Raw genomic sequence first — 12920 nt, 5'->3', positions numbered from 1 at the left:
GGTTACGTAGGGAGGGTATGAGATGAGGCTGGAACGATTAAATTACAATAAGATAAAAATTTTTCTAACATTTGATGATTTATCTGAACGAGGATTAACGAAAGAAGATTTATGGAGAAATGCGCCGAAAGTACAGCAATTATTTCGTGATATGATGCAAGAAGCAAATAAGGAATTAGGATTTGAAGCAGATGGTCCGATTGCAGTTGAAGTATTTTCTCTACAAGCACAAGGGATGGTTGTAATTGTAACGAAAGAAAATCAAGAAATGGATACAGATGATGAGTTTCGTGACGAGTTTATTGAAATGCAAGTGACTCTAGATGAAAGTGAGCATATATTATATGAGTTTGCTACGCTAGATGACATAATTAACCTGTCGAATCGCTTATATAACCTTGGTGTAACTGGCGGAAAGCTATATACGTGGGATAAGCGCTTCTATCTTTGGATGGAAGAAGAGGAACAAATTCAATTGTTAAAGGCGGATTTTATAGCTATTTTAGCGGAATACGGTAATCCGTCTACCGCAACTATTTATCGCATCATGGAGTACGGTAAAGAATTAATGGATTTTAATGCGATAGAACAAATACACAATTACTTTGTGAAAAAACAAAACCTCAGCTAATACAACATAGCTGAGGTTTTGTTTTTATTTGGATAAGGGAAGGGATGATTGTAAATACTCCAACATACTTTTTTAAAATAAAATATGCAGTTTTATGGGAGTATGTTTGAGTAAAATAAAAAATATTTAAATATTTAAGTATTTTACTTTTCTAAAAGTAATAAAAGGACTATAATAATAGTGAAAACGCTTGCAACAGAAAATAGTTTGTATATATTTGTTAGCGTTTTCTATTGCATTCCAAATTTAAGGGTGTATACTAGGCAATGAAGGTTTACTAAACAAGTGAAATTACAGGGGGTTTACTTACTATGGTAGCCGAAAAGGGAACTCAAACAAAAACACAACAACAAAGGGAACAACATTTTGAACTATTGAATTCAACACAAATTGTTATTAGTGAAGCGTTAGAAAAATTGGGTTATCCAAACGAAGTATATGAATTATTAAAAGAACCAATTCGTATGATGACAGTGAAAATACCAGTTCGTATGGATGACGGGACTGTTAAAATATTTACAGGGTATCGTGCACAACATAATGATGCTGTTGGTCCAACGAAAGGTGGAATTCGCTTCCATCCGAATGTAACAGAGAATGAAGTGAAAGCACTTTCAATCTGGATGAGTTTAAAATGTGGTATTGTTGATTTACCATATGGTGGAGGTAAGGGTGGAATTATCTGTGATCCACGTGAAATGTCATTCCGTGAGTTAGAAAGATTAAGCCGCGGTTATGTACGAGCAATTAGCCAAATCGTAGGTCCGACGAAAGATATTCCAGCTCCAGATGTATTCACAAACTCTCAAATTATGGCATGGATGATGGATGAGTATAGCCGTATTGATGAATTTAATTCACCAGGATTTATTACAGGTAAACCGCTTGTATTAGGTGGATCACATGGCCGTGAAACAGCAACAGCGAAAGGTGTAACAATTTGTATTCGTGAAGCTGCGAAAAAACGTGGCATTGATATTAAGGGTGCACGCGTTGTTGTCCAAGGGTTCGGTAATGCTGGTAGCTTCTTAGCTAAATTTATGCATGATGCAGGTGCGAAAGTTATTGCAATCTCAGATGCTTACGGTGCGTTACATGATCCAAACGGATTAGATATTGATTATTTATTAGACCGTCGTGATAGCTTCGGTACAGTAACAAAGCTATTTAACAATACAATTTCAAATAAAGAATTGTTAGAACTTGATTGCGATATTTTAGTTCCAGCTGCAATTGAGAACCAAATTACAGAAGAAAATGCTAATGATATTAAAGCGAAAATCGTTGTTGAAGCTGCAAATGGTCCAACAACATTAGAAGCGACTAAAATTTTAACAGATCGCGGAATTTTACTTGTTCCAGACGTGTTAGCAAGTGCTGGTGGTGTAACAGTATCTTACTTTGAGTGGGTACAAAATAACCAAGGATACTACTGGACTGAAGAAGAAGTAGAACAACGTTTAGAAAAAGTAATGGTAAGATCATTTGATTCTATTTATGAAACAGCACAAGTTCGTAAAGTGAACATGCGCTTAGCGGCGTACATGGTTGGTGTTCGTAAAATGGCTGAAGCAAGCCGCTTCAGAGGTTGGGTATAAAATATTATATCTTGAGAAAACGTGATTTCCTTTCGAGGGAATCACGTTTTTTTGTTGAAGTATTAAATGAGGTGTTATATATGGAGAATGAAATGCTGGAACGAGTAGAACAATTAGAAGAAAAGGTTAAGAGGTTAGAGGGAGAACTTGCAAGAACGATGAAAGCTCGAAAAGTAAGTACCGTTAGAATGTTCGGGGAAGGGCTACTGTTTTTGATATTTGGTGTGGTTGTAGTAGGGCCGATTATTGCCGTTGTAATCTCAATTTTTACTTGGCTTGCTGAAAAATAAAATAAAAATAAAAAAAGCACGTTTGTTCTATACGAACAAACGTGCTATACTCTCCTTAGATAAACAAAACGGAAATGATTTTAAGGAGAGATAAATGATGAAAATGACAGTAGACCAAAGATTTATGATGCCAGCAGATGTTGTAGAGCGAGTGGAAGTATTACGAAACAAACAAAGCAAGCGTGGCACATTATTACAATCGGTAAATAAATTTTTCGGTTTAGATACGAAAGAAGATTGTGTTTGGTTTTACGGTTTTTATGGAGTGGCTGTAAGTATCTTGTTGTTTATGGTGTTCACTTCAAATATTTTCGATTTTCTCTTCGTGTAAGAAATATGCGATAAGGACGTTGCTACCGAATACATATATAAGGAAGTAAGGTAATCTTCTAGAGCGGGAGTTGGTAGCAATGGCGATGTTTCCTATAGAACGCAACTATATTGGATATGGAAGTTCACGGCCGGGGATTCCTCTGACTAAAGTGAGATTTATTGTAAGCCATGATACGGGGAATCCAGGAAGCAATGCGATAGGAAATCGAGATTACTTTAATGAATTACAACCGAAAGCTTCGGCGCATACATTTATAGATGATAAAACAATATTGGAGATTATTCCTATAAATGAAGTTGCGTATCATGTTCGATATGGTGTGCCGACGGATAATGACTTATACGGCTATGACGCGAATAAGGCGGCCATTGGAGTGGAACTTTGTTATGGCGGTGATGTTAACTTTTGGGAAGCATATAATCGTTTTACATGGTATCATGCGTATTTATGCCAAAACTTTGGCTTAAATCCGAAAAAAGATATCGTGTCACATAAAACGCTTGATCCAGCTAGAAAGATTGATCCTGAGAATGTATTAGGGAAACAAGGTATTAAATTTCAGCAGTTTTTAGCAGATGTCTATCGGATGTACGTTTCGTTTAGATGACAAATATATGAAAAATGAATACAATAAAGATAGGTACCTACTGCTGTAAGTAGGTTTTTTCTTGTTTTTATAAATAGTGTATTGGTAGAAGACTAGGAGTGGACGAGTATGCAGAAAGAAACAGTTATTATAATCGGAGGCGGTCCGTGCGGATTAGCGGCAGCGATTTCGTTGCAAAAGGTAGGGATAAATCCGTTAGTAATTGAAAAAGGAAACATTGTAAATGCCATTTATAATTATCCAACTCATCAAACATTTTTCTCTTCTAGTGAAAAATTAGAAATTGGTGATGTAGCTTTTATTACAGAAAATCGTAAGCCAGTTCGAAATCAAGCGCTTGCGTATTATCGTGAAGTAGTAAAACGTAAATCTGTACGTGTAAATGCTTTTGAGCGAGTGGAGAAAGTTCAAAAAGATGGAGGAGTTTTTCAAGTTGAGACGACAAAGTGTGACGGAAGTAAAGAAACATATATAGCGAAATATATTGTTGTAGCAACTGGATATTATGATAATCCAAATTATATGAATGTTCCAGGTGAGGGATTGAAGAAAGTAGCTCACTATTTTAAAGAGGGGCATCCTTATTTTGATCGAGACGTAGTAGTTATAGGTGGGAAAAATTCGAGTGTAGATGCCGCATTAGAACTTGTTAAAGCTGGTGCGCGTGTAACGGTACTGTATCGTGGAATTGAGTATTCGCCAAGCATAAAGCCTTGGATTTTGCCGGAATTTGAGGCGTTAGTACGAAACGGTACAATTCAAATGCATTTCGGGGCTCATGTGAAAGAAATTACTGAGCATACATTAACGTTTACAGTTGATGGTGAAGTTTATACAATCCAAAACGATTTTGTATTTGCGATGACTGGTTATCATCCTGATCATAGCTTCTTAACGAAGATGGGTGTTCAGATTGATGAAGAAACAGGACGTCCAATTTATACAGAGGATAGAATGGAAACGAATGCTGAAAATATTTTCATTGCAGGTGTCATTGCTGCTGGAAATAATGCAAATGAAATATTTATCGAGAACGGTAGATTTCATGGAGATGCGATTGCGCAAACCATTGCATCAAGAGAAAAATAAAAAGGAGTTGTCGAGAAAATCTCGACAACTCCTTTTTATTCGTGCATAAACATATTTTGAATGGATTCATGAGAATTTGTATTCTCTAATGCGACAAGTAATTTAATACGTGCTTTTTGTGCATTTAAGCCGTATGTGAATACAACGCCCATATCTTTTAAGTGTTTACCGCCACCTTCATACGAATATACGTCTTGAACGATACCGTTGAAACAGCGAGAAACTAATACGACAGGAATACCTTTATTTAATAATCGTTCTAGACTAGGAAGTGTTCTTGGAGGTAGATTACCTTGTCCGAGCGCTTCGATAACAATACCGTCTACAGGAAGATTTTCGATTGCTGCTAATAATGTATCATCCATGCCAGCATATGCTTTTAGAACAACTACATTTTTAGACACTGTGTTTATCGTATATGTTTCATGATGTACTAAAGCGTGATGGAAGACAACGCCGCGTTTTGTTACCATTCCAATTGGTCCGTATTGTGGGCTTTGGAATGTTGCGACATTACTTGTATGTGTTTTCGTTACATTTGTAGCGCAATGAATTTCGTCATTTAATACGACTAAAACACCTTTTTCTGCAGCTTCATCACAACTAGCAACCTTTACAGCTGATAAGAAGTTATATAGGCCGTCAGCACCTAATTCATTGCTAGAGCGCATTGCACCTGTCACAACGATCGGAATAGTTGCTTGTACTGTTAAATCTAAGAAATAGGCTGTTTCTTCTAATGTATCAGTACCATGCGTAATGACTACGCCATGAATGTTGTCTTGTTTTACTCTTTCATCAATGATGACTTGTAATTGTAACATTTCGCTCGGTGTCATATGGGGAGATGGTAAATGGAACACATCTTCAACGATTAAATCAACATCGCCTTCTAAATCAGGAATGAATTTTAAAAGAGGATTTTTTTCACCTGGTTGTACGACTCCAGTTTCTTTATCCTCCTCCATTGCAATTGTTCCACCTGTGTGTAAAACTAGGATTCTTTTCAATTCTTATACCCCTTTCAAGTAAAAAATACATTTAGAACATAACATGTTTTTAGTAAATTCGACAATGGAAATGTATAAAAGTATGCCTCGCAAATGACAATAAAATTAACTGCTATATGTACGATGTATAAAATTACGAAACGAGATGTGTAAATATAGTATAGGAGGGAGCAATTACGGTGGAAAAGATGGAGAGAATTTTTATTCGTATATTAATAATACAATTTATTTGTCTTTCTGTTGTGCAATTGTTATTTATACATAAGTCATCAGTGAAATATTTATCTAAAATTGTTTATTATGAAGGTGTCATGGTAAAAGACAAAGCGGAAATCTTACAGGTGAATAGGTAGTTTTCATTTTCTTCTATGAAGGATTATGCTACAATAATTGAGGATTTAATGACGTGAAGCAAATGAGAAGAAGCAGGGTGAACACCTGCTTTTCGTTTTGTTTTATAAGTGAAAAAATGAGGTGTTACAATGGATAAACGAATTTCAATTGCTATAGATGGTCCAGCAGCTGCTGGTAAAAGTACAGTGGCAAAAGTTGTTGCGAAGGAACTTTCTTACGTTTATATTGATACAGGCGCAATGTACCGTACGCTTACATATGCAGCCCTTGAACAAAAAGTAGATATTGAAAATGAAGAGCAGTTAATGGAAGTTGTAAGGAATGTAAATATTGAATTTCAGCAAGGAGAAAATACACAGCTTGTATTTTTAAATGGACAAGATGTTTCTGAAGTAATTCGTACACCTGATGTGACGAATCGAGTATCTATTGTAGCAAAGCATCGCCTTGTTCGTGAAGAAATGGTACGCCGTCAGCAAGATTTAGCGAAAAAAGGCGGTGTTGTAATGGACGGCCGTGATATTGGTACACATGTATTACCGGATGCTGAAGTGAAAATCTTTATGCTTGCTTCTGTTGAAGAAAGAGCGGAAAGAAGACATTTAGAAAATTTAAATAAAGGTTTCGATTCTAATTTAGAGCAGCTAAAAGAAGAAATTGCTCAGCGTGATAAATTAGATTCAGAACGCGAAGTTTCTCCACTAAAAAAGGCTGATGATGCATTGGAATTAGATACGACTTCTTTATCAATTGAAGAAGTTGTCCAAAAAATTATGAGTATTGTTTCAGGAGTGTTTGCGAAATAAAGAAAGGGGATGATCCCCTTTCTTTTTTGTTTAAATAGAAATGTAAAGGATACGTGAATTGTGAGTCTCTTTCCTTGACAAATGAGCTGATTTGTAAGAAGTTAGTTAAAGAGGAATAAAACTGTCAGAATATATTCGCTATTATATTTCAAAACATACTTTTTTCAAGCTGGTTTTGCTGTATACTATTTATATAGGTTTAATATATTTTCTTATGAATGGTATTGAAAAAAGTATGTGATGAGAAATTCTTAAACATGCAAATGAAAACTTTGTTTTCATTTCGTATATACATAAAAAATGCTTTGTCAATTCTGTAGGGAGGTATTTCCATGGTAGAGAAAATGAATGAAGAAGTTATGGATTCAAAAGAATTACAAGTTGGTGACGTTGTTACAGGTTCTGTAACGAAAGTTGAAGAGAAACAAGTGCTTGTAAATGTTGGATACAAAACAGATGGCGTAATTCCAATTAGTGAATTAGCTAACGTTCATATTGAAAAAGCAAGCGATGTTGTAGAATTAGATCAAACACTAGAGTTGAAAATTATTAAATTAGAAGAAGATGATCTTGTCTTGTCTAAACGTGCTGTTGATGCAGAAAAAGCATGGGTAGAATTACAAGAGAAATTTACTTCTGGTCATGTGTTTGATGTTACTGTAAAAGATATTGTGAATGGCGGATTAGTTGTGGATCTTGGGGTTCGCGGTTTTATCCCAGCTTCACTTGTAGAAGTACATTATGTAGAAGACTTTACTGACTATAAAGGTAAAACGTTAGCGGTGAAAATTGTTGAATTAGACCGTGAAAAAAATCGTGTAATCCTTTCGCATAAAGCGGTAGTAGAATTAGAACTAGATTCTAAGAAAAAAGAAGCAATTTCTTCATTAAAAGAAGGGGACGTTGTTGAAGGAACAGTGCAACGATTAACTGACTTTGGTGCTTTCGTTAACGTTGGTGGCGTGGACGGTTTAGTTCACATTTCACAAATTTCACACGAACGTGTAGAGCAACCTTCTGAAGTTTTAGAGCAAGGTCAAAAGGTTAAGGTAAAGGTGTTATCTGTTGATGCTGATACACAACGTATTTCTTTATCGATTAAAGCAGCTCAACCAGGACCTTGGGAAAACGTTGCTGGCGAAATAAAAGCTGGAGATATTCGTGAGGGCGTAGTAAAACGCCTCGTTACATTTGGTGCATTCGTTGAGATTTTACCTGGCGTTGAAGGACTTGTACACGTATCTCAAATTGCAAATCGTCACGTGAAAAATCCGAATGAAGTATTGGAAATGGGACAAGAAGTAAAAGTGAAAGTACTTGAAGTTCACGCAGCAGAGAAACGTATTTCTTTAAGTATAAAAGAAGTGCTTGAGGAAAATAATGTAATTGAAGATTATAGTCAGTATGAGCCAAATGCTGATTCTGCTACTTTCCAATTAAGTGATATTATTGGTGAACAACTGAAAAAATTAAAGAAATAATGAGGGGTACAAGTGGTAAGGGCAAAACGTAAATTAGATCATATTGAATACGCTCTTTCTACTGGTCAGTCTCGTACGCATGGCTTTCATGATATTGATTTTGTGCATCAAAGCTTGCCAAATTCAAATTATGACACAATAACATGTGAAACAAAAATCGGCGAACTTTCACTAAGTTCGCCGATTTTTATCAATGCGATGACTGGTGGTGGAGGAGAGAAAACGTTACATATCAATGAGCAATTAGCATATGTAGCGAAACAACATAACCTTGCTATGGCTGTAGGTTCGCAAATGGCGGCGTTAAAAGATGAAAGTGAGGCTGCTTCTTATAAGGTGATCAGAAAGGTAAACCCAAATGGTATTTTCTTTGCTAATTTAGGTAGTGAGGCAACTATCGAGCAGGCAGAGCGTGCCGTTGATATGATTGAAGCGAATGCATTGCAAATTCATTTAAATGTCATACAAGAGTTAACGATGCCAGAAGGAGACCGTGATTTTACTGGCGTACTTCAGCGTATTGAGAAAATTGTTTTAAATAGTAAAGTTCCTGTCATTGTAAAAGAAGTTGGATTTGGGATGAGTAAGGAAACAATGCAACAGTTAGCGAACGTAGGTGTAACGGCAATTGATATTGGTGGGCAAGGTGGTACGAATTTTGCTGCTGTTGAAAATGAAAGAAGACAGCGAATGCTTTCTTATTTTAATAACTGGGGCATACAAACAGCAACCTCGATTATTGAAGCAACCTCTACAAATAATAACCTCTCTTTTATTGCATCAGGGGGTATACAGACAGCGCTTGACGTAGCGAAAGCAATCGCATTAGGGGCGAATACAACTGCGTTTGCTGGTTACTTTTTACGTATTTTAATGCAAGATAGTATCGAGAAATTAGTGGATGAAATTGAGCTTCTACATACAGATTTGAAATTTATTATGACAGCTCTTGGTGCGAAGACGATAGAAGAGTTGCAATCTGTACCTCTTGTTGTAAAAGGTGAAACATATCATTGGTTAATGCAGCGTGGTATTGATACTGCGCATTATAGTAGGAGATAAAAAATCAACCGTTCGGTTGATTTTTTGTTTTCTTTTCTTTCTCGTAATATAAAGTGGAGAATGGAATTGGTATTTTATAAAAATTGTAATTGAAAAAAGGTTAAAAAATGAAGATGATTAGTTACTGGATTTTTGAGAGGACTTGCTTTTATAAGGGAAATAGGTGGGGGTAAAAGAAGTGATAGGAGGATATAGTACACAAAATATTATTTCAATATAAATAAAAATCATTAAAATGATTATGCAAAAGACGGTTTCGTACAACATCGAAACCGTCTTTTTGTATTAATTAGTGCTGGTTTTGTTTTCGAGCCTGCTCTGGTGTATCAAGTCCAGTTGCACCTGGATATTGTAGTGATTGATTACGATCAGATTCAACGCGGCGTGATTCTCGTAGTTTTCGTTCTTGGCGATCTTTACCCATAATAAATAACACCTCCTTGTTAAAAGTGTTGCTGTTATAAGAAAAAACTATGCGTAAATAAAGTGGATTAACTTTCATAAAAAGTTCCCATAATGGAAAACATAGGAGGTGAAGTTGATGGATGGAAGTACTTTTTATTTTGTAGCTTGGATAGGGTGGATCATCGTAACCTTTTTTATGAAAAAGGACCCTATTCGGTGGAAGTTAGGCGCTTGTATAATGATTTTTATAATTTGCTCTCCGTTACATGTAACGATTGCCTCATTCGTGGTATCAGTAAATGCTCTTCTACTTTGTATTATTTCTTTTATAGGAATTACGCTATATTCTGTTTGGAAAAAATTATATAGCTTACTTTCGGCACTTATTATTGCAATGTTATATACAAGTTTTCATTTGTTAGAAATATATGATCCGATTTGGATTGTGGTGGATAGAGTGTTTCTGCTAAGTAGTGCTCTTGTGTATGCATCGGTGTTATTGCATGGGGATCGCATATTACGATTATGTTCCCTATATGTAGGGATGTTACAAGGAGAGTTGCTAGTGACATTTATTTTTCGGAAATTGAATTTTCCATATGATTACGGTAGTTTAGCATTTTTTGATATCGTCGCCGTTTCTACATTATTCATGGCAGTATTGTTTTGGATTGCAAAAGCATCAGTATACATGGAACAGTTTAAGAGAAAAACACGTAAAAGAAAGGCGAGGGTAATGCATGACTGAATATACATCAGCCATTTTATGCGGCGTAATAGCGGGGACAGTTACAAGAGTGTTAATGCTTCGGACGGATACGCGGCAATATCCGACGAGGCTGCATGGGAAAATTATTCATATTGCAATGGGGTTAATTGCAGCTGCTTTAGGAGCGATTGCAATCCCGTCTATTTTGAAAAAAGATTTTTCTGCCATTACATTTCTTACGTTAGCGGCAACACAATTTCGTGATGTACGTAATATGGAAAGAAACACGCTTCAACAATTAGATGGATATGAGCTCGTACCGCGTGGAAATACATATATTGAAGGAATTGCATTGGTTTTTGAAAGTCGCAACTATTTGGCGATGTTAACGTCGTTTGCAACGACATTTGCGTATATAGGGTTCCGTTCATGGATTGCGGGAGTAATTATGGCTATAATCGCATTTTTTATTGCGAAAAAATTAATGTCTGGAAAAAGGCTACATGATCTTGTTGAAATTGAGCACGTGCCCCTTCGTTTTGAAGGGGCAGGACTGTATATTGATAATATTTATATTATGAATATTGGATTACCGGCGAGGCAAGAAGAGATTATGAAATATGGCATGGGGTTTATTTTAAAACCGAAATCAATTGATGCGATGGTGACAATCTCAAATTTAGGGCAACGGCAAGCTGTTTTACACGATGTTTCGGTGGCGCTAGGGATTTATAGAGATTCTGGTACACCAGCGCTTGTACCGTTAGCAAAGCGTGATTTAGAGGATGGTAGGGTTGGAATTTTTGTCTTACCGCAAGATCAAGATGCAGAGAAAGCGATAAGTGTTATAGGAAATGTACCAACGTTAGAAAGTGCCGTCCATATGTCATCGGAAGCCCCGAAAGGAAGGGGAGATAAGAGATGATGTTAGAAAGCGTTATCCTGGCAGTTATTACAACAGCGCCAGAAAAATTTGCAGGTGGTGCTCCTTTATTTGTTTGTGAGTCGATGGAGGAACTAGAATTTGTTGCAAATAATTTAGAGGCAATTTTAGATGGTATTGCGCATCGCTTACAAGAGAATGTATATATTATTGTGAAACATTAGGAACGTGTGTTATAATGTGAGGTGTTTTGATACGTTGAGAAATATTCTGGAATGCAAATCCCTTCTTGCACAAAGAAGGGTTTTTTACATAATAAACAGAAGCAAGTTGAAAGGATGAAAGTATATGCCGAAACCAGTAATAGCAATAGTAGGCCGCCCGAACGTAGGAAAATCTACTATTTTTAATAGAATAGTTGGAGAAAGAGTTTCAATCGTAGAAGATATCCCAGGTATAACTCGAGACCGTATTTATAGTGCGGGAGAATGGTTAAATCATGAGTTTAACATTATTGATACAGGTGGAATTGATATTGGAGACGAGCCGTTCTTGACACAAATTCGTCAACAGGCGGAAGTTGCGATTGATGAAGCAGATGTTATCATTTTTATGACGAATGGTCGCGATGGTGTAACTGCAGCGGATGAAGAAGTTGCTAAAATTTTGTATCGTTCTAAAAAACCAATTGTACTTGCGGTAAATAAGGTTGATAATCCAGAAATGCGTAGTGATATTTATGATTTTTATTCATTAGGATTTGGCGAGCCATTCCCGATTTCAGGTACACACGGTTTAGGACTTGGTGATTTGTTAGATGAAGCTGCAAATCATTTTCCAAAGATTGAAGAAGAGGCGTATGACGATGAAACAATCCGTTTCTCTTTAATTGGACGTCCAAATGTAGGGAAATCATCGCTTGTAAATGCACTTCTTGGTCAAGAACGTGTAATTGTAAGTAATATCGCAGGAACGACGCGTGATGCTGTCGATACACCATATAGTAAAGATGATCAAGATTATGTAATCATTGATACAGCTGGTATGCGTAAAAAAGGAAAAGTATATGAAAGTACAGAAAAGTATAGTGTACTTCGTGCACTTAGAGCGATTGAACGTTCTGACGTTGTTTTAGTTGTTTTAGACGGAGAAGAAGGAATTATTGAGCAAGATAAAAAAATCGCTGGATATGCTCATGATTCAGGACGAGCTGTTATTATCGTTGTAAACAAATGGGATGCAGTGAAAAAAGATGAAAAAACAATGAAAGCATTTGAAGAAAATATTCGTGCTCATTTCCAATTCTTGGATTATGCACCGATTGTATTCTTATCTGCAAAAACGAAAAAACGTACACAAACGTTATTACCGGTTATCAATGAGGTAAATGAAAGCCATAGTATCCGTGTACAAACAAACGTATTAAACGATGTAATTATGGATGCGGTAGCGATGAATCCAACACCGACTCATAATGGTAGCCGTCTGAAAATCTTCTATGCGACACAGGTTGCGGTAAAACCACCGACATTTGTTGTGTTTGTAAACGATACAGAATTAATGCACTTTTCATATGAGCGCTTCTTAAAGAATCGTTTACGTGAAGCGTTCGGTTTTGTAGGAACGCCGATTCACATTATTGCTCGAGCAAGAGACTAATG

16 protein-coding genes are annotated in these 12920 nt (G+C 36.3%); 14 read left to right on the top strand and 2 right to left on the bottom strand.

Going from position 1 to position 12920, the window contains the following annotated elements; genetic code table 11:
* Positions 1–22: 22 nt before the first annotated feature.
* The 6 genes from CN409_RS18330 (at position 23) to CN409_RS18305 (ending at position 4549) form a co-directional block, all read left to right on the top strand.
* Complete coding sequence (locus CN409_RS18330; protein WP_001235399.1) at positions 23–631, top strand: genetic competence negative regulator; 609 nt, start codon at positions 23–25, stop codon at positions 629–631.
* Positions 632–942: 311 nt separating this feature from the next.
* Positions 943–2229: an NAD-specific glutamate dehydrogenase gene (gene gudB / locus CN409_RS18325; protein ID WP_000225173.1), complete on the top strand. Its 1287-nt coding sequence runs from the start codon at positions 943–945 to the stop codon at positions 2227–2229.
* A gap of 80 nt (positions 2230–2309) precedes the next feature.
* Positions 2310–2519 (top strand): hypothetical protein, encoded by a 210-nt coding sequence (locus CN409_RS18320; protein WP_000426765.1) that lies wholly within the window; start codon positions 2310–2312, stop codon positions 2517–2519.
* A gap of 94 nt (positions 2520–2613) precedes the next feature.
* Entirely contained in the window at positions 2614–2850 is a 237-nt protein-coding gene (locus tag CN409_RS18315) for a DUF3961 domain-containing protein (protein WP_002083150.1), read from the top strand.
* 79 nt (positions 2851–2929) lie between these two features.
* A complete protein-coding gene (locus CN409_RS18310; RefSeq protein WP_001240655.1) occupies positions 2930–3460 on the top strand; it encodes a peptidoglycan recognition protein family protein in 531 nt (176 codons plus the stop codon).
* Between the two features lie 108 nt (positions 3461–3568).
* Positions 3569–4549: a YpdA family putative bacillithiol disulfide reductase gene (locus CN409_RS18305; RefSeq protein ID WP_001168517.1), complete on the top strand. Its 981-nt coding sequence runs from the start codon at positions 3569–3571 to the stop codon at positions 4547–4549.
* 35 nt (positions 4550–4584) lie between these two features.
* On the opposite strand, the gene ansA is transcribed toward CN409_RS18305, so the two are convergent.
* The gene (gene ansA, locus CN409_RS18300) at positions 4585–5559 is read right to left on the bottom strand and encodes an asparaginase (RefSeq protein ID WP_000822011.1); all 975 of its coding nucleotides are present in this window, start codon (positions 5557–5559) and stop codon (positions 4585–4587) included.
* Positions 5560–5738: 179 nt separating this feature from the next.
* Here ansA and CN409_RS31905 point away from each other — a divergent pair, with 179 nt between their 5' ends.
* From CN409_RS31905 to CN409_RS18280, 4 genes are all read left to right on the top strand, one after another.
* Complete coding sequence (locus CN409_RS31905; RefSeq protein ID WP_000413849.1) at positions 5739–5912, top strand: YpfB family protein; 174 nt, start codon at positions 5739–5741, stop codon at positions 5910–5912.
* Positions 5913–6041: 129 nt separating this feature from the next.
* Positions 6042–6719 (top strand): (d)CMP kinase, encoded by a 678-nt coding sequence (gene cmk / locus CN409_RS18290; RefSeq protein WP_000361254.1) that lies wholly within the window; start codon positions 6042–6044, stop codon positions 6717–6719.
* 332 nt (positions 6720–7051) lie between these two features.
* Positions 7052–8200, top strand: a complete 1149-nt coding sequence (gene rpsA, locus CN409_RS18285; protein WP_097981838.1) for a 30S ribosomal protein S1 — start codon at positions 7052–7054, stop codon at positions 8198–8200.
* A gap of 12 nt (positions 8201–8212) precedes the next feature.
* Positions 8213–9262, top strand: a complete 1050-nt coding sequence (locus CN409_RS18280; protein ID WP_097981836.1) for a type 2 isopentenyl-diphosphate Delta-isomerase — start codon at positions 8213–8215, stop codon at positions 9260–9262.
* 289 nt (positions 9263–9551) lie between these two features.
* Here the strand turns inward: CN409_RS18280 and CN409_RS31470 are convergent, their stop codons facing one another.
* Positions 9552–9686 carry a YpzI family protein gene (locus CN409_RS31470; RefSeq protein WP_000513902.1) on the bottom strand — a complete coding sequence of 45 codons (135 nt, stop codon included), beginning with the start codon at positions 9684–9686 and terminating at the stop codon, positions 9552–9554.
* 117 nt (positions 9687–9803) lie between these two features.
* On the opposite strand from CN409_RS31470, the gene CN409_RS18270 reads away from it, so the two are divergent.
* The 4 genes from CN409_RS18270 (at position 9804) to der (ending at position 12918) form a co-directional block, all read left to right on the top strand.
* On the top strand, positions 9804–10415 hold the full coding sequence (locus tag CN409_RS18270) for a YphA family membrane protein (RefSeq protein WP_000349104.1): 612 nt from the start codon (positions 9804–9806) through the stop codon (positions 10413–10415).
* Complete coding sequence (locus tag CN409_RS18265; RefSeq protein ID WP_000141605.1) at positions 10408–11301, top strand: YIEGIA family protein; 894 nt, start codon at positions 10408–10410, stop codon at positions 11299–11301. The genes CN409_RS18270 and CN409_RS18265 overlap by 8 nt, the downstream gene beginning before the upstream one ends.
* Positions 11298–11483, top strand: a complete 186-nt coding sequence (locus tag CN409_RS18260; RefSeq protein ID WP_000979048.1) for a capping complex subunit for YIEGIA — start codon at positions 11298–11300, stop codon at positions 11481–11483. The genes CN409_RS18265 and CN409_RS18260 overlap by 4 nt, the downstream gene beginning before the upstream one ends.
* 124 nt (positions 11484–11607) lie before the next feature.
* The gene (der, locus tag CN409_RS18255) at positions 11608–12918 is read left to right on the top strand and encodes a ribosome biogenesis GTPase Der (protein WP_001125890.1); all 1311 of its coding nucleotides are present in this window, start codon (positions 11608–11610) and stop codon (positions 12916–12918) included.
* Positions 12919–12920: the final 2 nt, after the last annotated feature.

The organism is Bacillus sp. AFS012607 (assembly GCF_002558005.1).
Lineage (GTDB): Bacteria > Bacillota > Bacilli > Bacillales > Bacillaceae_G > Bacillus_A > Bacillus_A thuringiensis_S.
The sequence above is the reverse complement of the archived record's forward strand: the minus strand, read 5'-3'. Positions and strand labels throughout refer to the sequence as shown.

Coding starts and splice junctions, on each gene's coding strand:
- CN409_RS18330 (WP_001235399.1), top strand. CDS start 23: ATGAGGCTGGAACGATTAAATTACAATAAGATAAAAATTTTTCTAACA.
- gudB (WP_000225173.1), top strand. CDS start 943: ATGGTAGCCGAAAAGGGAACTCAAACAAAAACACAACAACAAAGGGAA.
- CN409_RS18320 (WP_000426765.1), top strand. CDS start 2,310: ATGGAGAATGAAATGCTGGAACGAGTAGAACAATTAGAAGAAAAGGTT.
- CN409_RS18315 (WP_002083150.1), top strand. CDS start 2,614: ATGATGAAAATGACAGTAGACCAAAGATTTATGATGCCAGCAGATGTT.
- CN409_RS18310 (WP_001240655.1), top strand. CDS start 2,930: ATGGCGATGTTTCCTATAGAACGCAACTATATTGGATATGGAAGTTCA.
- CN409_RS18305 (WP_001168517.1), top strand. CDS start 3,569: ATGCAGAAAGAAACAGTTATTATAATCGGAGGCGGTCCGTGCGGATTA.
- cmk (WP_000361254.1), top strand. CDS start 6,042: ATGGATAAACGAATTTCAATTGCTATAGATGGTCCAGCAGCTGCTGGT.
- rpsA (WP_097981838.1), top strand. CDS start 7,052: ATGGTAGAGAAAATGAATGAAGAAGTTATGGATTCAAAAGAATTACAA.
- CN409_RS31470 (WP_000513902.1), bottom strand. CDS start 9,686: ATGGGTAAAGATCGCCAAGAACGAAAACTACGAGAATCACGCCGCGTT.
- CN409_RS18270 (WP_000349104.1), top strand. CDS start 9,804: ATGGATGGAAGTACTTTTTATTTTGTAGCTTGGATAGGGTGGATCATC.
- CN409_RS18265 (WP_000141605.1), top strand. CDS start 10,408: ATGACTGAATATACATCAGCCATTTTATGCGGCGTAATAGCGGGGACA.
- CN409_RS18260 (WP_000979048.1), top strand. CDS start 11,298: ATGATGTTAGAAAGCGTTATCCTGGCAGTTATTACAACAGCGCCAGAA.
- der (WP_001125890.1), top strand. CDS start 11,608: ATGCCGAAACCAGTAATAGCAATAGTAGGCCGCCCGAACGTAGGAAAA.